Origin of the sequence: Alteromonas sp. BL110 (assembly GCF_003443615.1) — a bacterium.
GTDB lineage: Bacteria > Pseudomonadota > Gammaproteobacteria > Enterobacterales > Alteromonadaceae > Alteromonas.
Genome location: NZ_CP031967.1, coordinates 4,192,142 through 4,211,939, shown reverse-complemented (window position 1 = coordinate 4,211,939; position 19,798 = coordinate 4,192,142). Strand labels below are relative to the sequence as shown.

Sequence of the window (19,798 nt, the reverse complement as noted above, 5' to 3'; positions counted from 1 at the left end):
TGGCGCATAAGGCTGACGGCCTAGTTGACGTACAATGACGCCCTCTACGGTAGCCGGTGTCGACTGCTCATTCACTTAAAGTACAACCCTTACAAGCTCTAATTTAGCTAATTCAGTGTAAATGGTTTCCATGTGTTCTTTACTGGTAACACGCACACTGACAGAGACCGAGTGGTAAGTACCTTTACTGCTTGGTTTCACTGTAGGTGAATAGTCGCCAGGAGCATGCTGTTGAAGACAGCCAACTACCTGTTGTGGTAGGTCTTCGTGGGCAACGCCCATTACTTTGAAGGTTTGGTTTGTTGGAAAATCTAGTAATTCGTCGAAACGGGTATCCATGCGATATCCTTGGTACTTTAAATATCATATAAAAAAACGGCCAGATTGTAACAAATCTGGCCGCTTCACAACTACCTTTTTAACGTTTTCTGTATGGTAACTTACTCGTCGTCAAAACCTAGTTGAAGCATAATGTAGTCTTTAGCGCGGTTGAAGAAACTGCCTTCTTTCACTTCCTGAAGTGTAACTAGCGGGTAGCTAGCCACATCTTTACCGTCTAGCTGAAGGTAAAGCTTTCCAACTACCTGGCCTTTTGCAAGTGGCGCTTCTAGCTTGTCATCAAGTTCAAAGTTAGCTTCCAAGTTTGCCGCCTGACCGCGCGGAATAGTAATGGGGGTAGATTGGTTAATTCCAAGGTCTACAGTTTCTCTATCACCCATGTAGATGCGGTGTGCTACGAAACTATGGCCAGCTTCATAAGGAGTTAGTGTTTCGTAGAAACGGAAGCCGTATTTCAGTAGCTTTTTGTTTTCAACTTTACGCGCACGTTCGCTGTCGGTACCCATAACCACAGAGATTAGACGCATTCCGCCTTGCTCAGCTGATGTGATAAGGCTGTAACCTGCGTCTGACGTGTGACCAGTTTTGATACCGTCTACGTTCAAGCTCTTATCCCACAATAGGCTATTGCGGTTGTATTGCTTAATACCGTTATAAGTGAATTCTTTTTCGCTATAAATTTTGTACATTTCTGGCGTCTCAGCAATAAGCGCGCGAGACAAAATAGCCATGTCACGTGGTGTAGTGTAGTGATCTGGATCGTGCAATCCGTGAGCGTTTACCCAGTGAGAACTAGTCATACCAAGTGATGCTGAGTGAGCATTCATCATGCTAGCAAATGCAGATTCAGAGCCTGCTACGTGTTCGGCCATTGCAACGCAAGCATCGTTACCTGATTGTACGACGATGCCGCGAAGCAAATCACGTACAGAAACCTGCGTACCTACTTCGATGAACATTTTTGATGAATCGGGGAATTTCTTCGCCCATGCATTCTCAGAAATAGTAACTTCATCGTCAAGACTAATATTGCCGGCTTGAAGCTCTTTACCAATGACATAAATTGTCATGATTTTGGTTAAGCTTGCTGGCGCAAGCTGCATATCTGCGTTTTTTGACGCAATAACGTTACCGGTTTCATAGTCGGTAAGTAAAAAACCTTCTGCAGCTACAGTGGGGGCTGGCGGTGTCACTACTGCAGCGTTAGCTGTGTGTAGTAATGTCCCCATCACCAAAAAGGCAAATGAAAGTAATGACGGTTTAGCGCGTTGAATTATTCTGAGCATGGTTCTAATTTCTTTGACCGTTTATCCGTGTGAGTTAAAGCTTACCCTGTTATTGCGATGACCGCGAAGCGAATACCTCAAAACATGGCTACCCAATTTTAGCTTTTATCCAGTTCGTAACCGAACTCTGATAATTTACCCACGTTATGGTGGGGCAATACGAGATCTTAACGAAAGGCTGCTTATAAGACTAGGTTTTATCAAAAAAGTTTAAGGGATAGTAGGGATAAGACGAAGAAACCGTGATATTGCCTGCTGAATGACACAAAGCTGCCATAATGTCGTTGATTTTATGAGCGGGAATAAGCTGGCAAGACAGTAAGCTCATATTTTTTTATGAGGGGGGCAACCTTCAACGGGCATGAACAACACTGAACAAATAAGCTGGGCTATTTATCGCTCAGTAACAATTTATAGCGTTTGTGTAATCGCGTAAGCGTTAGGGTAACCGTTTTGCTTTAATTGCTCGAGTACCTCTGCCACGACAGCTTCGTCGTGAATAGGCCCAAGCTGGAGCTTGTAGATGTTATCAGCAACCGGCAAGTGAGCGGGGATTTGATACAAGGCCGACAGTACGTTGGAAATAGATTTTGCCTTTTCAGCGTTTGAGAGCGCGGCAACTTGTATGTAAACGGCGTCGGCAACAGTATTGCTGCTTGGTATACTTGCCGTTTTATCAGCTGCGGCGGGGTCAAGAGGGGGCTTAGGCGAGGTACTGGCTATCTCAGGAGAAGGGGTTACCGCTATGCCTAAATACTCGTCGTAGGTCACTGTTGGGTTATTGCCTACCGTGACATTGTTCTGTTCGTCAAAATGGATAACTTCCAGTTTAACTTTTGCCGTGCCTTTACTGTGATAGCCAAGTTTCACTGCAGCGGCATAAGATAAATCTATGATCCTGTTATCATGAAACGGGCCCCGGTCGTTAACGCGAACTATGGCTTGCTTGTTGTTTTCCAAATTGGTAACGCGTACGTAAGAGGGAAGCGGCAATGTTTTATGAGCTGCGCTCATAGCAAACATGTTATAGGTTTCGCCGTTTGAGGTTAAATGACCATGAAACTTCTGACCGTACCAACTGGCATAGCCTACCTCTTCATAGCCTTTACCGCTATTCATCGGCGTATAGTGTTTTCCAAGTACCTTGTAGGGCCTGCTGTTGAACATGCGGTAGGCTTCGTATTTTGGTACCGCGTCTAATGTCTCAGGTTTTTTTGCAACGTGTTTTGGTGCAGAGTCTTGCTGCTGAGTGTATCGGCTAGACTGTGAAGGCGCGCTTTGACACCCAACTAATACAACTGCGGTAAAAACAGCCGCGCCGCAACGCAGAAAGTGTTGGCTGGCGAAACCTGCGTTTACCAAGTTTGCTCGCAGTGAGCTCCCGTTAACTAAATCAAGTACCGAAAAAAGGCGCTGTAACATACAAGTTATCTAGACATTAAACGTTTTTGAGTGGCAATGGCCATAAGAATGCCAAAACCTGCCATCAAAGTCACCATAGATGTTCCACCAAAACTTACTAAGGGTAAGGGGACGCCTACCACAGGGAGTAATCCGGAAACCATACCCATATTAACAAAGACATAAACAAAAAAGGTAAGCGTGATACTACCGCCGAGTAGTTTCGCATAAGCGTCCTGTGCGCGACTAGAAATGATCAGTCCGCGCATAATGATAAAAATGTAAATTGCCATTAAGCACATGACACCGGTAAGACCAAATTCTTCGCTAAATACAGAAAAGATAAAGTCAGTATGGCGCTCGGGTAAAAACTCTAGCTGTGATTGGGTACCCTGTAGCCAGCCTTTACCGTCAACCCCGCCTGAGCCAATGGCAATTTTAGATTGGATAATATGATAGCCTGAGCCGAGCGGGTCGCTTTCTGGGTTCAAAAAGGTAAGAACCCGTTGCTTCTGGTAGTCTTTCATTAAGAAAAACCACATCACAGGCGCAAATGCACCGATTAGCCCGCCAACTATTGAAATAAGACGCCAGCTCATACCGGCTAAAAATATGGCAAAGATACCTGAACTGGCAATTAATAATGATGTACCTAAATCTGGTTGCTTAGCTATAAGGATAGTGGGCACAACGACTAGGCCAAAACCAACAATGATATGTGTTGTTCGCGGTGGCATGGTGAATTTACTAATGTACCACGCTACCATCATAGGTACGGCAAGTTTCATAAGTTCAGATGGCTGAAATCGAATAAAGCCTAAATCGAGCCAGCGCTGTGCGCCCTTACCCATGTCGCCAAACAGCAATACGGCTATAAGCATCAATAGGCCGGCAGCATAGGCATAGGTTGAGAAAAACCTAAACACGCCCAAAGGGGCTTGAGCTAAGCCGAACATAACGATAAAGCTGAACCCCAGTCGAATAAACTGGCGTTCCATTTGTTCCATGTCTTGGCCGGACGCAGAGTAGAGCGTAAATAGTCCAACGCAACTTAACACAAGCAGACCAATGAGTAGCCAGCCATCGATATGAATGCGCTGAAGAAAACTTATTTTATTAGGGTTTATGGTGGTTCGTTTCACTAGTTTGTCCCTAATTTATTGTCACTGTTTGCTGGGTCAGCTTTTACAGTTTCAAAGACACGATCTTTGAAATAGAAATCCATAATTTGACGTGCAACTGGGGCAGCGTTCTTACTACCACCGCCTACGTTTTCAAGTACCACGGTTACCGATATTTCTGGGTCATCAAAAGGTGCAAACCCTACGTACATGGCGTTGTCGCGAAGGCGCTCGTCTATTTTACTGGCATCGTATTCTTCATTTTGCCCAACGGTAAAAAGCTGCGCTGTGCCTGTTTTACCCGCCGAATCATAGGGCGTGTCTGCGAACGCATGGCGTGCTCCGCCTTCATCGCCACTTACCACATCGCGCATGGCGTTTAATACCACATCTAAATTTTCACGGTTTTTAATCTCTATAGGTCGTAGCGACTTAAGCGGAATAAGGTCGACAGACCTATCTGAGTTCATATAACCGCGAATAATTTGAGGGATATAGCGTTCGCCTGCGTTAATCAGTGTGTTGACTGATGTATTTAATTGCACAGGAGTAGTGGTCCAGTAACTTTGGCCTATACCAACAGGGATGGTGTCGCCAATGTACCATGGCTGATTAAAACGAGCGCGCTTCCACCCGCGACTTGGCATGTTTGCATCAGACTCTTCATATAAGTCAATGCCGGTAAAATCTCCGAAGCCGAATTCATACATAGACTCACTAATTTTATCGATACCTAATTTATAGGCCAGTTCGTAATAGTAAGTATCGCAAGACACTTCAATGGCTTTCGATACATCTACTTTTCCGTGGCCCCAACGGCGCCAGTCACGCCACACATGAGACACATTTGGTAATTTATAGCGACCTGTATCGTTAACCGTATAGTCTTTTGTAATAACGCCTTCCTCAAGACCAACAAAACCTAAATGAGGCTTGATGGTAGAAGCAGGCGGGTATTGACCTTGCGTAGCACGATTAATAAGTGGCCGGTCTGGTGAATTCAACAGCGCAGAATAATTTTTACTGCTAATACCGTGCACGAATAAATTCGGGTCATAGCTAGGGTTAGAATATAGGGCAAGTACGCCACCGGTTTTAACATCGGTTACGACTACTGCGCCGCGCATGCCTTCTATTATTCGCTGAGCCTCTAATTGGAGCTCTAGGTCTAAGTTAAGCACTATATCTTTGCCTGGCGTTGGCGGTTCAACGCTCAGCACACGAATGATACGGCCCTGATTGTTTACTTCAACCTGCTGATAACCAACTTTACCGTGCAGTAATTCTTCGTGGTACTTCTCAATACCTAACTTGCCAATATCATGAGTAGCTGCGTAGTTATCTTCTTGACCTGCTTCAACAAGTTTTTGTAAGTCGCGTTTATTAATTCGTGCCACATAACCAAGCGCGTGAGTAAGGGTTTCTTTGTACGGATAATGCCTGGCTAGACGGGCTTCAATTTGCACGCCTGGAAATTTGTGTTTACTGGCAGAAAAAAGCGCGACTTCCTCTTCACTTAACTGTGTGCGAAGCGCTACGGGTTTAAATCGACGGGTTCCCTTAAGCGTTGATTGAAAGCGTTCTAATTCATCGCTAGTAATATCCATTAATTCGGTTAGTTCAGCAAGGGTCTGGTCAATATCGTCGACTTGTTCGGGAATGACTTCTAGGCTAAAAACCGGACGGTTTTCCGCTAAAAGTACGCCATTTCGGTCGTAAATAAGGCCACGGTTGGGCGCGATGGGTAAAACTTTTATTCGATTACCATTAGAGCGGGTTTGGTAATCTTCGAATTGGGTGACCTGTAAAGAGTAAAGATTGTTTAGCACAATGCCCAACATGGCTACAACGATAATAAAAGCGATGGTCGCGCGGCGAGCGAATAAGTTCGCCTCAGCTGAATGGTCGCGAATTGCTTGTCGTTTTCGTGGCATTGACTTCCTTTGCATTAGCGTAGCGATATCTTATTCACGGTGGTACGGGTGATTTTGCGTGACCGACCAAGCGCGGTATAGGCTTTCGGTAAGAATAATTCGAACTAGAGGATGGGGAAGCGTGAGGGCCGATAAAGACCATTTTTGTTCTGACGCAGCAATACACTCAGGCGCCAACCCTTCAGGCCCGCCAATGAGAAGGCTTACATCGCGCCCGTCCATTTTCCAATTGTCGAGTTGTTTAGCAAGCGTAGGAGTGTCCCAAGGCTTTCCGGTTACCTCTAATGTAACAATACGGTTTCCTTTAGGAATAGCGGCCAGCATTTGCTCGCCTTCTTTCTCTAAAATGCGCTTTATATCGGCATTCTTACCTCGTTTACCGGCGGGTACTTCGGTGAATGACACCGGCATATCGCTGGGGAATCGACGAATAAATTCTTCTACGCCAGTGTTTACCCAGCCTGGCATCTTTGTTCCGACCGCGACAATTTGTATACGCACTTAACTTACCCTTACCGCAGGAATTAATTTTTCTTTTATACAATAAAGGCCATACGCTAGTGAGGTATGGCCTTTATCGACCGTGTTGCTATGTAGTACTAGCTGGCGCTTAAATTATTGCGCCCACAGTTTTTCTAACTGATAGAAGTCACGGGTTTCATCCTGCATTACGTGCAAGATAACATCACCAAAATCCACAAGGACCCATTCACCTGTTTCCTTACCTTCCACACTGCCAGGCGCATGGCCGGCATTTTTTGCCTCAACCATTACGTTTTCAGCAATAGAAGATACGTGGCGTTTAGAGTTACCCGAACAAATAATCATGGTATCTGTAATCGTTGATTTGCCGCGAACGTCTAGTTCGATAACATCACGGCCTTTCATATCGTCAATTTTGTCTTTAACAAACTGTTTGAGCTGTTGACTCTCCAAGAGCTTTCCTCACTTACTTAACTTTTATATAACTGATGTTCGTTTATGTAGGCTAATACGCTTTCTTCTAACCAATATTCGGCAGAAATAGCCCTTGAAGCGCTTGGCGCATTCGCTTTGTCAGACGTAGCGGCACCCGCTAATACGTCACGAATTTCAGTAGATGAAACACTATACAGTGGCGTGTTGGTTAACACTACATGGCCTGTAGGCTTTGTGTGAATAACATTTTTGTCGTTAGTCACATGACAATCTAACCAGGCTTGTATTGCGGGGGGAGGCGAAAACTCTTCGCCGTCTCTGCGCATAACCACTAAGTGACAGTAATCGAGCAGGTCTTCCCACTCGTACCATTTATCCAGATTATACAGTGAATCTGCGCCAATGAAAAAACAGATTGTATCATCGCTTTTTTCTTTAAGCGCCCGCAGTGTTTTTAACGTATAAGAGGGCGATGGAAGCGTCAGTTCAATTAACTCTGGAATCAGTCTGTCACTGCTTCGGGCACAAAGTTCAATCATTCTTACCCGGTGGGTTTCTGAAACGCCTACCGACTTATGGGGTGCTAATTTACACGGCATTAAATAAACGTGGTCAATACCCACTTCATCAGCGGCCTTCAGTGCAGCACCAATATGCCCCTTATGTGGCGGATTAAAAGTACCGCCAAGGATAGCTTTTACACGAGGGCTTAGTTGGAAAGAACGTGATTGACTCACTTTTATATATACCTTGTCTGTGCCTTATCCGTACTTTATTTGTAATTTTACGCTTGCAACATTGGGATTTCGCGAAGATCTATCCCCATGAACATCATGCAAAGGTGACACATTTCAACATAGGGACGGGCGATTACATTTTGTTTAAATGCATGGTCAGCTCTCGTCAGTGCATTTTGTATGTCTTCGAGCTGCGCAAGGCTCAAACGATTCAATGCACTTTGATAAAAGCCTTGCCTATTACGCCATATACCAAACTTTTGCCACTGTATAGGCGTGCCGCTTTGCTGAGCCAGTTTTAGCTTCCATAACTGCTCCCATTCACGTACAAGCGCCCAGATAATAATGTTTGGCTCTAGACCTTCGCTTTCTAATCGATAAAGCATTTTGATACAGCGAGTGCTGTCACCGCTAAGCATCACGTCAACCAGTTGGAACACGTTAAAACGCGATTGGTCCACCATAGCCTGCTCAATTTGCTCATCTGATATAGACTGTTGCGGATAGAGCAGAGCGAGTTTGTCAATTTCTTGCTTGGCGGCTAGCATGTTGCCTTCACAAAAATCGGCAATCATTTTGGCACCTGACGCGGTCACGGAAAGCTGATGGGCACTGAGCTGTTTGTTCAACCATGCGTTTAGCTGCTTACCTTCCAATGGATAGCAAAGTACCGACACGCCCAGTTCATCAAGAACTTTAAACCACTTGCCGCGTTGTACGTCTTTACCTATTTTGGGGCCGTGTACTAGCAACAGAATATCGGGGTTTAAAGACGCTGCGACTTCCTGCAGCATTTTGCTGCCTTCCGTGCCAGGCTTTCCGGTTGGTAACTCTAATTCAATAAACTGCTGATTTGAAAAAAGCGACATGCTTTGCGTAGCTTCAATCAACTGATTCCAGTTAAAACCTGTTTCAGCAACAAGCACAGTGCGTTCTTCAAAACCATTAGCCTTCGCTTTAGCGCGAATTTGCTCAATAACATCAAATTTTTGCTGAGGCTCGTCTCCAAACACCAAATAGCATGGACGTAATGCCTTTGAAATATCTTGGCTAAATTGGTTTGGGTAAATTTGCATGAAAAGTTCTGATGTCTATTTGATTTATAATGACGATACGTTAGGCGCAGCAACTGCCTGACTAGAAAGGCGTCTAATCATAATATCTGCTGCTTCGTTGCGCATTTCGCTTAACATTAGTTCAAGTTCACGAGACTTTGCTAACACTTGGTCCGGATCGTCTTGATAGTCACGTACCACTTCAAATTGGGCCATTACCGCTTCTTTACCGGGAAATTGAACACGATAACGAACTACGTAAATAAGCTCGTACTCAGCAACTTGTCCAGACGGGTAAACAGACAGCAGCTGGCGCTCTAATTTCTCTGGTAGCAAGTATATGTTTACGTGTTGATTGGAGCGGGTTGCTTTATCCACGTTAACACTGGATAAACCATAAACGTTAAGGCGTTTATCGAGCGCACGCGCGAGGGGCGCGTGTGCTCGAGCACTTTCAATGGCAACCGTGTTAATGTCGTCAGGTAGGCTAGGGCTGCTTCGCAAATGAAAACCACAGCCTGTAACCCAAACGGTAGCCAACACAGCGACTACAAATTGTAAGTGCTTTTTCATCACCATCTGACCTAGTTAGCTACAATGTTGACAAGCTTGCCAGGAACAACAATCACTTTGCGAATGGTTTTACCTTCGATAAATTGCTGAACGTTAGGCTGCTCTTTTGCAGACGCTTCAATTGTCTCTTTACTTGCATCAGCAGCAATGGTCATTTTCGCGCGAACCTTACCGTTAACCTGAACAATAATAAGCTTTTCGTCTTCAACCAAAGCTGCTTTATCTGCCTGTGGCCATGGCGCTGAATCGATATCTTCACTGTGACCTAGTACTTTCCAAAGCTCATGAGCAATATGCGGGGTAATAGGGTTAAGTAGCAACAAGATTGATTCACAGGCTTCGCGCATAATAGCGATGTCCTGGGCGTTTTCTTGTGGCGCTTTTTGAAGGTGATTCAGTAGCTCCATTACTGCAGCAACCGCAGTATTGAAGGTTTGGCGACGACCTAAGTCATCAGACACTTTCTCAATCGTTTTGTGTACTTCACGGCGAAGTGCCTGCTGGTCTTTCGACAGTGACTTAACGTCAATAGCTTCTGGCGCGCCTTTTTCCACATGCTCGGTAACAAGCTTCCAGATACGACGTAGGAAACGGTTGGCACCTTCAACGCCAGAATCAACCCATTCTAGGGTTTGCTCTGGAGGCGCTGCAAACATAGTAAATAGACGCACTGTATCGGCACCGTACAGGTCGATAACTTCTTGCGGGTCGATACCGTTATTCTTCGACTTAGACATTTTCGTCATACCGCCATGAATAACTTCTTCGCCATCTGCTGTCAGCCACGCTTTAACAATACGGCCTTTGTCGTCTTTCTCTGTGCTTACTTCTGTAGGTGAGAACCAGGTTTTCTTACCAGACGCGTCTTCACGGTAGTAAGAGTCGGCTAATACCATGCCTTGACACAATAAGCGCTTAAATGGCTCGTCAGAGTTCACCAAGCCTTCGTCGCGTAGCAACTTGTGGAAGAAACGCGAGTAAAGCAAGTGCAAGATGGCGTGCTCGATACCACCGATATATTGATCTACCGGTAGCCAGTAGTTGGCTGAAGTCGGGTCAAGCATGGCATCATTATTAGTAGCACTCGCATAGCGCGCGTAATACCAAGACGATTCCATGAAGGTATCGAAAGTATCAGTTTCACGTAAAGCCGCTTCGCCGTTATATGTGGTCTTAGCCCACTCAGGGTCTGCTTTGATTGGCGAGGTTACGCCATTCATTTCTACGTCTTCCGGTAGCACAACCGGTAGTTGGTCAGCAGGAACTGGAACCGATTCACCGTTTTCCAAATTTAGCATTGGAATAGGCGCGCCCCAGTAGCGCTGTCGGCTTACGCCCCAATCACGTAAACGGTAGTTTACTTTGCGCTTGCCACAGCCTTTGTTTTCAAGCTCATCGGCGATACCGTTAAATGCCGCATCGAACTCTAACCCGTCAAATTTTTCCGAGTTAATTAAGCTACCTTTTTCTGTAAACGCAGAAGCAGAAAGGTCGCATTTATCTTCATCACCGGCATTTGGCGCAATAACTTGCTTAATAGGCAAATCGTACTTTGTGGCAAACTCCCAGTCGCGTTGGTCGTGACCCGGTACGGCCATTACTGCGCCAGAGCCGTAGTCCATCAATACAAAGTTAGCGACCCAAATTGGCAGCTTTTCACCGGTTAGTGGGTGGATAACTTCAAAGCCAGTGGCAAAGCCTTTTTTCTCCATCGTCGCTAATTCAGCTTCAGCAACTTTGGTGTTTTTGCATTCTTCAATAAAGGCTGCTAAATCTGGATTAGTCTGCGCTGCAAACTCCGCTAATGGGTGCTGTGCCGCTACTGCTACATAAGTTACGCCGTAAAATGTATCCGGACGGGTGGTATATACCGTTAAATCGGCAATATCATTAACCGATGACGCTAGGTCAAACGTAATTTCCACGCCTTCAGAGCGGCCAATCCAGTTTGCTTGCATGGCGCGTACTTGGTCCGGCCATTCTTCAAGCTGCTCTAAATCTTGTAAAAGCTCTTCAGCGTAGTCAGTAATTTTAATAAACCACTGTGGAATTTCTTTTTGTTCAACTAGGGCCCCTGAACGCCATCCGCGACCGTCAATTACCTGCTCGTTAGCCAGAACAGTTTGATCTACAGGGTCCCAGTTCACGGTGGAGTTTTTCTTGTACACAAGGCCTTTTTCGTAAAGGCGTGTGAAGAACCACTGCTCCCAGCGATAGTAGTCAGACTTACACGTTGTTACTTCGCGATCCCAGTCGTAACCAAACCCCAACGAGCGAAGCTGGTTTTTCATGTAATCAATGTTGGAATATGTCCATTTCGCTGGTGCAGTATTGTTGTTAATCGCTGCATTTTCCGCCGGTAGACCGAAAGCATCCCAACCCATAGGCTGCAATACATTTTTACCCTGCATGCGCTGGAAACGGCTTATTACGTCACCAATGGTGTAGTTGCGCACGTGACCCATGTGAAGTCGGCCACTAGGATATGGAAACATCGACAGGCAGTAGAATTTTTCTTTGTCTACATCGTCGTTTGCTTTAAAAGATTGATTATCTTCCCAGTATTGCTGAACGCGTTGTTCAATGTCTTTCGGATTGTACTGATTATCGGCCATGAAACTTAGGCTTCCGCATTAAAAGTTAAAACGTTTATAGGGCGGCATAAGGCGAATGAGTTGAAAGAGCATCTATAACTGCTTTTTACATTATTGCCATATAACCGCACGTGGGATTTTCCCACTTTACATACATATAGCCCAATAGAATAACCCAGCGCTAAGCCATGCCTCAATAGCTTAACACTGAACTAGGCAATATTTATTTCTGCTTGCATGAAAAGTGAGCATTAATGCTGTAGTTTAGGCTCGTTAATGAAAATGATTTGCTTAAACTCTCGCGTAAAATTCACATAGCGACCTATTTCTGGTCGATTTCTATTATCGTTTAGCATTGTCTTTTTCCACTTCGTTAAATTGTTTATTGCTAAAGGCAGTTAATGCATTTAACTGCTGCGCCTGCACTTTATCGACAACTTTAACCAAATTGGCAGCGTCCTCGTTAGATGCTCTTTGTCCGTTGAAGTGAATGTTGCCAGAGGCGTGGTAGTTAAGGGTAACTTTTGTTTTTGTTGAATGTTCGCGCTTTGTATCGTCATTCGATGAGGTGTTTTCTTCTAAGGTACTGAATTCCCATGTAAGCGCACCTGATACGCCCATTTCTTGAAGGGGGCCTAAACCGCCGGTCATTACCACTTTTTTGTTAGGCTCAACATAGCTTATTTGCATGTGTGCCGCGCTCGCTGTTTGTGTAATTTCGCAAAAACAACCACCGGCTTGTTCATCAATGCTAAGCGTGCCCTTCCACCAAGTGTGATCTTTCGGCCACCACTTATCCACGTGTTGAATAAAGTGAGAATACACTGCTTCGATAGGGGCCGCACTTTCACTTTCGTTAGTAATGGAAAAGCCCGAGTTATCCGCATAGTTTACCTTAGCGAGGCAAAATGGAGAAAATATAACTCCCAGTAGACTCGAAAAGAGCACGGCTTTGCCAGCTTTCGTTGTTGTCGTCATTGTTCTAACCTTTGGTTTTTATTATTCGTGTTGGCTGCTTGCTAATCTAAATTTCACTATGTATCGCACGTACTGCCATTAAAAAGCTACACCTTGTTTCTTTATGTATCAATATGAACAGAAGCCTTAGTGTCTGCTCGTTATGTGTTAATCAATACATTGAGGCGCCAAGCTGGTTGTTTGTTGCGCAATTAACAACGTAAAGCTGCCTTATTAGAGTTAACCGTTTGACAGTGCTGTTAATTAGGGTTTCACTTAAGTAAAGAAACGAAAATAGAACAGGCATGTCTGTAGACACTAATATATATGCGTTAAATGTAGACGCGCTATCACCTACCATAAATCGCCGAGCGGTAAACAGTGCCTTAAAAGACGATGAAGCGCTAAACGCGACTTTTATTGGGCAAGAGCGTGCACGGGAAGCGCTCACATTTGGTTTAGGTATTAACACCAAAGGTTACAACCTTTACGTAATGGGTGAGCCCGCCACAGGGCGTTTCACTTTAGTAAAAGACTACATTGAACGCCAGGTCGCACAGCTTTGTGCACCCGATGATTGGTGTTATATCAACAACTTCGACGATGAACGCCAACCCGTTGCGCTAAAATTCCCGCCAGGTGGTGGTAAGGCATTTCAAAAAGATATGGCTGCGCTTATCGATGATGTTTTGGATTCACTGCCTATTGCATTTGATAACCCTGGTTATCAGCGCCGTCGTGCATCTATTTCCAGAGAATTTGAACAAAAGTACGATGCAGCTATCGATGCTGTAGAGCGTTACGCACAAGCTAATGACGTTGCGCTTTATGAAGAGGGTGGCTCAATTACGTTTTCACCTATCGTTAACGGCAAGCCAATAAGGGATACCGATTTTGCATCGCTCACAGACGAGCAGCGAGAAGGCTTTTATACGCTCATTGATGATTTAGAAAACAGACTGAGTGAAAGTCTGTTGAGTTTACCTACGTGGAAACGCGAAAACTCAGAGCGGCTGCGCGAGCTTGATAAAAAGACAGCAGAGCATGTGATTAAGCCACTTATCAAAGTGTTTGAGCACAAATACGCCTCTGAGCTTGGTGTTATGAAGTATCTAAAACAGCTTAAAACCGCTTTGGTTAACGCTATCTTAGTTATTCATAATGAAGAGCAAAAAGAGGAAAAGAGTGACGATTTCGATAAGAAGATATTTTTAGAAGAGCAGTTTCTTCCTAATGTATTGGTATCAAATAAATTAGACGATGCGGCACCTGTTATTTACGAGCCGAACCCTACCTACCAAAACCTATTCGGTAAAATTGAATACACCAACATTCATGGTAGCGTATTTACTAATTACAGAATGATACAGTCAGGTGCGCTGCACAGGGCAAATGGCGGTTACCTTTTATTGGATGTTGACCAGTTAATAGAGCAGCCTTTTGTGTGGGATACCCTGAAGCTTGCCATTAAGTCCCAGCGCTTGCGCATGGACTTACCTCAGCAAGACGTGGGTATGGTGAATAACATCACGCTAAACCCTCAGCCTATCGACTTAAATGTAAAAATCGTTTTGCTAGGCTCCCGCGACCTGTATTACACCCTGCAAGATTATGATGATGAGTTTGACGAACTTTTCAGAGTATTAGTTGACTTTGACTTAGAAATCCCCGTCACCAGACAGGCGCTTTTCGACTTTGTAGGCAAGGTGCGCGCGCATCTAAATACACTAGGGCTTGAAGGTATAACGGCTAATGCCATGTGCAGACTAGTAGAATATTCGCTTAGAATGGCCGAACACAAAGAAAAGCTCTCCGCGCATTTTGCTGAAGTTATCGAGCTAGTTAATGAAGCCTACTATTTCTGCAAGAAGTCGAATGCCGACACGCTAGAACTTGATCATTTAAAGACAGCATTAAGTGCCAAAAAACGCCGCACAGGCCGCGTTAGTCAAACGCTTTTAAACGATATTAAAGAAGGGCACGTGCTTATTGCCACTGAAGGCAAAGCGGTCGGAAAAGTCAACGGATTAACCGTATTGGATATTGGTGACACCGCATTTGGTACACCTGCACGCATTACATCTACTGTGTTTGCTGGGGCAAGTGGCGTAGTTGATATTGAGCGTGAAGTAGAGCTTGGACAGCCCATACACTCTAAAGGGGTTATGCTACTTAATGGCTATTTAGGTAATAAATACGCTCAGCATTTCCCGTTAACACTATCTGCAAACATCGCATTAGAACAGTCGTACGGTCATATAGACGGCGACAGCGCATCCCTTGGAGAGCTCGTTGCGCTTATATCAGCGCTTACTGAAATCCCGTGCCTACAAACCTTGGCTATTACAGGTTCTATAAACCAATATGGTGAGGTGCAAGCGGTGGGCGGTGTGAACGAAAAGATAGAAGGCTTTTTCGACTTATGTCAGCACCGCGGCCTAACCGGTACGCAGGGCGTGATTATCCCTAAATCTAATGCAATAAATTTGGTATTAGACGCCACCGTTATCGATGCCGTGAAAAAAGGGCTGTTTCATATTTACACGGTTGAGACGGTAGACGATGCGCTTACTATTTTGATGGAACAAGAAGCAGGTAAAATTAGCAGTAAAGGGCGTTACCCTAAAAACTCTATCAACTACCATGCGGTAAACCGTTTATACAATATCGCCCTTATTGTGAACGGTGGAGATGGAGAGTAACTGTAAGCGATAGTAGCAAGCACCAATATCGACTCCAAGAAAAAAACGCCCCGAATGAAGTGACCCCTATCAGTTGGACATTCCAATTATAGGGAGTCGCTTCACGAAGGCGGTTTTTTTGATTAATACGTTAATGTACTTCTCTACTACTTCGGTGGCATGCGAAGGCCGCCGTCTAAGCGGATTGTTTCACCATTTAAATAGCTGTTGTTTACCATGTGAATAACCAGTTTTGCAAATTCTTCAGGCAGCCCAAGTCGTTTAGGAAACTGAACGTTGGCAGAAAGGGCGTCTTGTACTTTTTCAGGCATAGCAAGCAGCATTGGCGTACCCATTACACCCGGCGCGATGGTGTTAACGCGAATGCCTAATGGTGCTAAATCTCGCGCCATTGGTAGAGTTAGACCAATAATGCCGCCTTTACTTGCGGCATAGGCAGTTTGGCCTATTTGACCTTCATAGCCTGCAACTGAAGCAGTATTAACAATAAGACCGCGTTCACCTTCTTCATTAATAGGCGCCTGTTTTGCCATAGTTGCAGCCACCAAACGAGATACGTTAAAACTGCCGACCAAGTTAATATCGATAGTTTTCTGAAAATCGCCGAGTGGAGCAGGGTTGCCTTCTTTATCTAGTAAACGTTTTGCGGGCGCGATACCAGCGCAGTTGACTACCAGTGAAATAGCACCAAACCTGTTAGTGGTTGCGTCGATAGCCGCTTGAACAGAAGCCTCATCACGAACATCGGTTTTGGCGAAAAGCGTGTTGACCTTACCTAATTCTTCAACGCGTTGCGCGCCAAGTTCATCATTTAGGTCGAAAAGGCTGACGTTGGCACCCGCATCGCGAAGCGCAATAGCAGTGGCGTGACCAAGTCCTGAACAACCGCCAGTGACAACGGCGGTAAGATTATTTAGCGTCATAGTTTTCCCTTAAACCCTAATTGTTCACTATTATTAACGTGATGTTAACGGGAAGTAAGAAGAAAAACTATGGTGCCGAAAGGGAACGGCACCTTTTATTCAGTTATTTTGCAGCTATTTTGGCAACTGAATTTTACAGTCTTCGCTTTGACGGTAGATAATTAGCGTGTGACCAATTACCTGAAGCTTAACTGAGTTGGTTTCACGTACAATGGCATCCATGATAAGCGCCTTTTCTTCGCGATCATCGGTTGGTACCTTAACTTTAATTAATTCATGGTGGCTTAGTGCGTTGTCGATCTCAGCAACCACACCTTCCGTAAGGCCGTTTCCACCTAGCTGCACAACAGGTTTTAACGGGTGTGCAAGACCTTTAAGGAATTGTTTCTGTTTATTTGAAAGTTTCATCTAGTAATATTTCTTACAATTAATCTGTTAGTTTATGCTTGAAATAACGTATTCTAACGCCATCTTCTCTACAATCCTAATGACATTGTACTGGAATGACAAAAAAGAAACACTCCGCCAGCAGTAAACGCTGGTTACAAGAACACGTCAACGACCATTATGTGCAAAAAGCAAATAAGGAAGGTTGGCGCTCGCGAGCTATTTATAAACTGGAAGAAATCCAGAAAAAAGATAAGCTTATAAAACCAGGAATGACACTTGTAGACCTTGGTGCCGCACCAGGGGGCTGGTCTCAGCTAGCTGCACAGCTTGTTGGCGACAATGGTCAAGTTATCGCGTGCGATATTTTGCCAATGGACCCGATAGTGGGCGTAGATTTTTTACAAGGTGATTTCAGAGAGGACGCTGTTCTCGACGCACTATTGAACAGAATCGGTGGGAACACCGTAGATATTGTGTTGTCTGATATGGCACCGAACCTTGCGGGTAACGCTTCGGTTGACCAATCTCGCTCTATGTACCTTTGCGAACTAGCGCTAGATATGTGTCACCAAGTTTTAAAACCTGGTGGTTCTTTTGTCATTAAGGTGTTCCAAGGTGAGGGGTTTGTTGAGTTCATGAACGCACTTAAACAATCTTTCACAACCATAAAGACGCGCAAGCCTGACTCGTCCAGATCACGTTCTCGTGAGGTGTATTTGGTGGCTTGTGGGTATAAAGTGTAGTACGCTTTGGGTTAAGCGGTTTTCGTTGCGAGTTGTGCCGTTTATTCAATAAACAACTTGTTGGATATACAAGCAATTCGGGTTTATAGAGGTTAGTAGCATTGAGCGATATGGCAAAAAATTTAATCTTATGGTTAGTCATCGCCGTTGTTTTAATGTCGGTTTTTCAGAGCTTTTCACCGAGTGAATCGTCTCGTTCGCAAACTGACTACACAACGTTTTTGAGAGAAGCAGAACAGGGAAATATTCGTGAAGTTCGCATCAACAATAGTGGCGAAATTCGCGGTACAAAGCGTTCAGGCGAAACTTTCCAAACATTCGTACCTTACTTCGATGACAAGTTGGTATCTGACTTAGTTAAAAACGACGTAAGAGTTTACGGTGAACCACCGGAAGAACAGTCTCTTCTAACGTCAATTTTCATTTCATGGTTCCCCATGTTATTGCTTATCGGTGTATGGATATTCTTCATGCGTCAAATGCAAGGTGGCGGCGGCCGTGGCGCTATGTCTTTTGGAAAAAGCAAAGCTCGCCTACTTGGTGAAGACCAAATAAAGACGACGTTTGCTGACGTAGCCGGCTGTGATGAAGCTAAAGAAGACGTATCTGAATTAGTTGACTTCCTTCGTGACCCGTCTAAGTTCCAGAAGCTAGGCGGTAAAATTCCGAAGGGCGTACTTATGGTAGGTCCTCCTGGTACAGGTAAAACATTGCTTGCGAAAGCTATAGCGGGTGAAGCAAAAGTACCTTTCTTTACTATCTCTGGTTCTGATTTCGTAGAGATGTTCGTGGGTGTTGGTGCATCGCGTGTTCGTGATATGTTCGAACAAGCTAAGAAAGCAGCGCCTTGCATTATCTTCATTGATGAAATTGATGCGGTAGGTCGTCAACGTGGTGCAGGTTTAGGTGGTGGTCACGACGAGCGTGAACAAACACTTAACCAAATGCTTGTTGAAATGGATGGCTTTGAAGGCCACGAAGGTATCATCGTTATTGCGGCAACTAACCGCCCAGACGTTCTTGACCCTGCGCTACTTCGCCCTGGTCGCTTCGACCGTCAGGTTGTAGTAGGTCTGCCAGATATTCGCGGTCGTGAACAAATTCTTAAGGTTCATATTCGCAAAGTACCAGTGGCTGACAACGTAGAACCTTCTGTTATTGCTCGCGGTACACCAGGTTTCTCAGGTGCTGACCTTGCTAACCTTGTAAACGAAGCTGCATTGTTTGCTGCCCGTGGTAACAAACGTTTGGTTTCAATGGAAGAGTTTGAGAAAGCGAAAGACAAAATCATGATGGGCTCTGAGCGTAAGTCTATGGTGATGTCTGAGCCTGAAAAAGAAATGACAGCGTATCACGAAGCAGGTCACGCCATTGTTGGTCGCTTAGTGCCAGAGCACGATCCGGTTTACAAAGTATCGATCATTCCACGCGGTCGCGCGTTGGGTGTGACCATGTACTTGCCTGAGCAAGACCGTGTTAGTCATTCAAAACAACACTTAGAAAGCATGATTTCTAGCTTGTTTGGTGGGCGTATTGCTGAAGCCATCATTTACGGCGACGACAAAGTAACCACAGGTGCCTCTAATGACATCGAGCGCGCTACTGAAATTGCACGTAAGATGGTGACTCAGTGGGGCTTGTCGAGCAAAATGGGCCCAATGCTTTATGCTGAAGACGAAGGTGAAGTGTTCCTAGGGAAGTCTATGTCTAAGGCAACGAATATGTCTGACGACACAGCGCGTGCCATTGATGCCGAAATCAAATCTTTGATTGACCGCAACTATGAACGCGCTCAGAAAATCCTTGAAGACCACATCGATATCTTACATTCAATGAAAGACGCACTAATGAAGTACGAGACCATTGATGCTAAGCAAATTGATGACCTAATGAATCGTACTGACGTTCGTCCTCCTGCAGACTGGGACGACAGCAAGCCGTCTGGTGGCGATAAGCCAAGCGGTGGTGCGCCGGTTCGTGAAGGTGAAATTAAAAATGACGGTGTTGATAAACCGTCTGTAGGCAAGCCGGGTGACATACCAAGCTAAGCCTCTACACTAATTAAAAAACGCCAGTTCAGCTGGCGTTTTTTGTTAGAGCAGGTTGATTTTAATCTAACGCTTAT

17 protein-coding genes are annotated in these 19,798 nt (G+C 44.9%); 3 read left to right on the top strand and 14 right to left on the bottom strand.

Translation table 11 applies throughout. The annotated features are described in order from the left end of the window. Positions 1–75: 75 nt before the first annotated feature. The 12 genes from ybeD to D1814_RS18290 form a co-directional block, all read right to left on the bottom strand. Entirely contained in the window at positions 76–339 is a 264-nt protein-coding gene (gene ybeD, locus D1814_RS18345) for a DUF493 family protein YbeD (protein WP_118495092.1), read from the bottom strand. A gap of 101 nt (positions 340–440) precedes the next feature. After that, positions 441–1,625, bottom strand: a complete 1,185-nt coding sequence (locus tag D1814_RS18340) for a D-alanyl-D-alanine carboxypeptidase family protein (protein WP_183037611.1) — start codon at positions 1,623–1,625, stop codon at positions 441–443. Between the two features lie 411 nt (positions 1,626–2,036). Beyond that, the gene (locus D1814_RS18335) at positions 2,037–3,047 is read right to left on the bottom strand and encodes a septal ring lytic transglycosylase RlpA family protein (RefSeq protein WP_118495091.1); all 1,011 of its coding nucleotides are present in this window, start codon (positions 3,045–3,047) and stop codon (positions 2,037–2,039) included. A 5-nt stretch (positions 3,048–3,052) separates the two neighbouring features. Then, complete coding sequence (gene rodA / locus D1814_RS18330; protein ID WP_118495090.1) at positions 3,053–4,168, bottom strand: rod shape-determining protein RodA; 1,116 nt, start codon at positions 4,166–4,168, stop codon at positions 3,053–3,055. Then, complete coding sequence (gene mrdA, locus D1814_RS18325) at positions 4,168–6,081, bottom strand: penicillin-binding protein 2 (protein ID WP_118495089.1); 1,914 nt, start codon at positions 6,079–6,081, stop codon at positions 4,168–4,170. The genes rodA and mrdA overlap by 1 nt, the downstream gene beginning before the upstream one ends. Positions 6,082–6,111: 30 nt before the next feature. After that, positions 6,112–6,582 carry a 23S rRNA (pseudouridine(1915)-N(3))-methyltransferase RlmH gene (rlmH, locus tag D1814_RS18320; RefSeq protein ID WP_118495088.1) on the bottom strand — a complete coding sequence of 157 codons (471 nt, stop codon included), beginning with the start codon at positions 6,580–6,582 and terminating at the stop codon, positions 6,112–6,114. A 114-nt stretch (positions 6,583–6,696) separates the two neighbouring features. Then, positions 6,697–7,017 (bottom strand): ribosome silencing factor, encoded by a 321-nt coding sequence (rsfS, locus tag D1814_RS18315; protein WP_118495087.1) that lies wholly within the window; start codon positions 7,015–7,017, stop codon positions 6,697–6,699. A gap of 17 nt (positions 7,018–7,034) precedes the next feature. Next, entirely contained in the window at positions 7,035–7,736 is a 702-nt protein-coding gene (gene nadD / locus D1814_RS18310) for a nicotinate (nicotinamide) nucleotide adenylyltransferase (RefSeq protein ID WP_118495086.1), read from the bottom strand. 47 nt (positions 7,737–7,783) lie between these two features. Beyond that, positions 7,784–8,812 carry a DNA polymerase III subunit delta gene (gene holA / locus D1814_RS18305; protein ID WP_118495085.1) on the bottom strand — a complete coding sequence of 343 codons (1,029 nt, stop codon included), beginning with the start codon at positions 8,810–8,812 and terminating at the stop codon, positions 7,784–7,786. Between the two features lie 24 nt (positions 8,813–8,836). Next, positions 8,837–9,364 carry an LPS-assembly lipoprotein LptE gene (locus D1814_RS18300; RefSeq protein WP_118495084.1) on the bottom strand — a complete coding sequence of 176 codons (528 nt, stop codon included), beginning with the start codon at positions 9,362–9,364 and terminating at the stop codon, positions 8,837–8,839. A gap of 11 nt (positions 9,365–9,375) precedes the next feature. After that, positions 9,376–11,979: a leucine--tRNA ligase gene (gene leuS, locus D1814_RS18295; RefSeq protein ID WP_118495083.1), complete on the bottom strand. Its 2,604-nt coding sequence runs from the start codon at positions 11,977–11,979 to the stop codon at positions 9,376–9,378. 321 nt (positions 11,980–12,300) lie between these two features. Continuing rightward, on the bottom strand, positions 12,301–12,936 hold the full coding sequence (locus D1814_RS18290) for an SRPBCC family protein (RefSeq protein WP_118495082.1): 636 nt from the start codon (positions 12,934–12,936) through the stop codon (positions 12,301–12,303). A gap of 284 nt (positions 12,937–13,220) precedes the next feature. On the opposite strand from D1814_RS18290, the gene D1814_RS18285 reads away from it, so the two are divergent. Beyond that, the gene (locus tag D1814_RS18285; RefSeq protein WP_118495081.1) at positions 13,221–15,617 is read left to right on the top strand and encodes a Lon protease family protein; all 2,397 of its coding nucleotides are present in this window, start codon (positions 13,221–13,223) and stop codon (positions 15,615–15,617) included. Positions 15,618–15,763: 146 nt separating this feature from the next. On the opposite strand, the gene D1814_RS18280 is transcribed toward D1814_RS18285, so the two are convergent. Together D1814_RS18280 and yhbY are read right to left on the bottom strand one after the other, a co-directional pair. Beyond that, positions 15,764–16,540: a 3-hydroxyacyl-CoA dehydrogenase gene (locus tag D1814_RS18280; protein WP_118495080.1), complete on the bottom strand. Its 777-nt coding sequence runs from the start codon at positions 16,538–16,540 to the stop codon at positions 15,764–15,766. Between the two features lie 114 nt (positions 16,541–16,654). Beyond that, entirely contained in the window at positions 16,655–16,948 is a 294-nt protein-coding gene (gene yhbY / locus D1814_RS18275; protein ID WP_014949363.1) for a ribosome assembly RNA-binding protein YhbY, read from the bottom strand. Positions 16,949–17,043: 95 nt separating this feature from the next. On the opposite strand from yhbY, the gene rlmE reads away from it, so the two are divergent. Together rlmE and ftsH are read left to right on the top strand one after the other, a co-directional pair. Then, positions 17,044–17,673 (top strand): 23S rRNA (uridine(2552)-2'-O)-methyltransferase RlmE, encoded by a 630-nt coding sequence (gene rlmE / locus D1814_RS18270; RefSeq protein ID WP_014949364.1) that lies wholly within the window; start codon positions 17,044–17,046, stop codon positions 17,671–17,673. A 101-nt stretch (positions 17,674–17,774) separates the two neighbouring features. Continuing rightward, the gene (gene ftsH / locus D1814_RS18265; protein WP_118495079.1) at positions 17,775–19,721 is read left to right on the top strand and encodes an ATP-dependent zinc metalloprotease FtsH; all 1,947 of its coding nucleotides are present in this window, start codon (positions 17,775–17,777) and stop codon (positions 19,719–19,721) included. Positions 19,722–19,798 lie beyond the last annotated feature (77 nt).

Excerpts from the sequence above, each read along its gene's own strand:
- rlmE (WP_014949364.1), top strand. The coding sequence starts at position 17,044 with ATGACAAAAAAGAAACACTCCGCCAGCAGTAAACGCTGGTTACAAGAA.
- yhbY (WP_014949363.1), bottom strand. The coding sequence starts at position 16,948 with ATGAAACTTTCAAATAAACAGAAACAATTCCTTAAAGGTCTTGCACAC.
- D1814_RS18300 (WP_118495084.1), bottom strand. The coding sequence starts at position 9,364 with ATGAAAAAGCACTTACAATTTGTAGTCGCTGTGTTGGCTACCGTTTGG.
- D1814_RS18340 (WP_183037611.1), bottom strand. The coding sequence starts at position 1,625 with ATGCTCAGAATAATTCAACGCGCTAAACCGTCATTACTTTCATTTGCC.
- D1814_RS18285 (WP_118495081.1), top strand. The coding sequence starts at position 13,221 with ATGTCTGTAGACACTAATATATATGCGTTAAATGTAGACGCGCTATCA.
- ybeD (WP_118495092.1), bottom strand. The coding sequence starts at position 339 with ATGGATACCCGTTTCGACGAATTACTAGATTTTCCAACAAACCAAACC.
- holA (WP_118495085.1), bottom strand. The coding sequence starts at position 8,812 with ATGCAAATTTACCCAAACCAATTTAGCCAAGATATTTCAAAGGCATTA.
- leuS (WP_118495083.1), bottom strand. The coding sequence starts at position 11,979 with ATGGCCGATAATCAGTACAATCCGAAAGACATTGAACAACGCGTTCAG.
- mrdA (WP_118495089.1), bottom strand. The coding sequence starts at position 6,081 with ATGCCACGAAAACGACAAGCAATTCGCGACCATTCAGCTGAGGCGAAC.
- D1814_RS18280 (WP_118495080.1), bottom strand. The coding sequence starts at position 16,540 with ATGACGCTAAATAATCTTACCGCCGTTGTCACTGGCGGTTGTTCAGGA.
- D1814_RS18335 (WP_118495091.1), bottom strand. The coding sequence starts at position 3,047 with ATGTTACAGCGCCTTTTTTCGGTACTTGATTTAGTTAACGGGAGCTCA.
- D1814_RS18290 (WP_118495082.1), bottom strand. The coding sequence starts at position 12,936 with ATGACGACAACAACGAAAGCTGGCAAAGCCGTGCTCTTTTCGAGTCTA.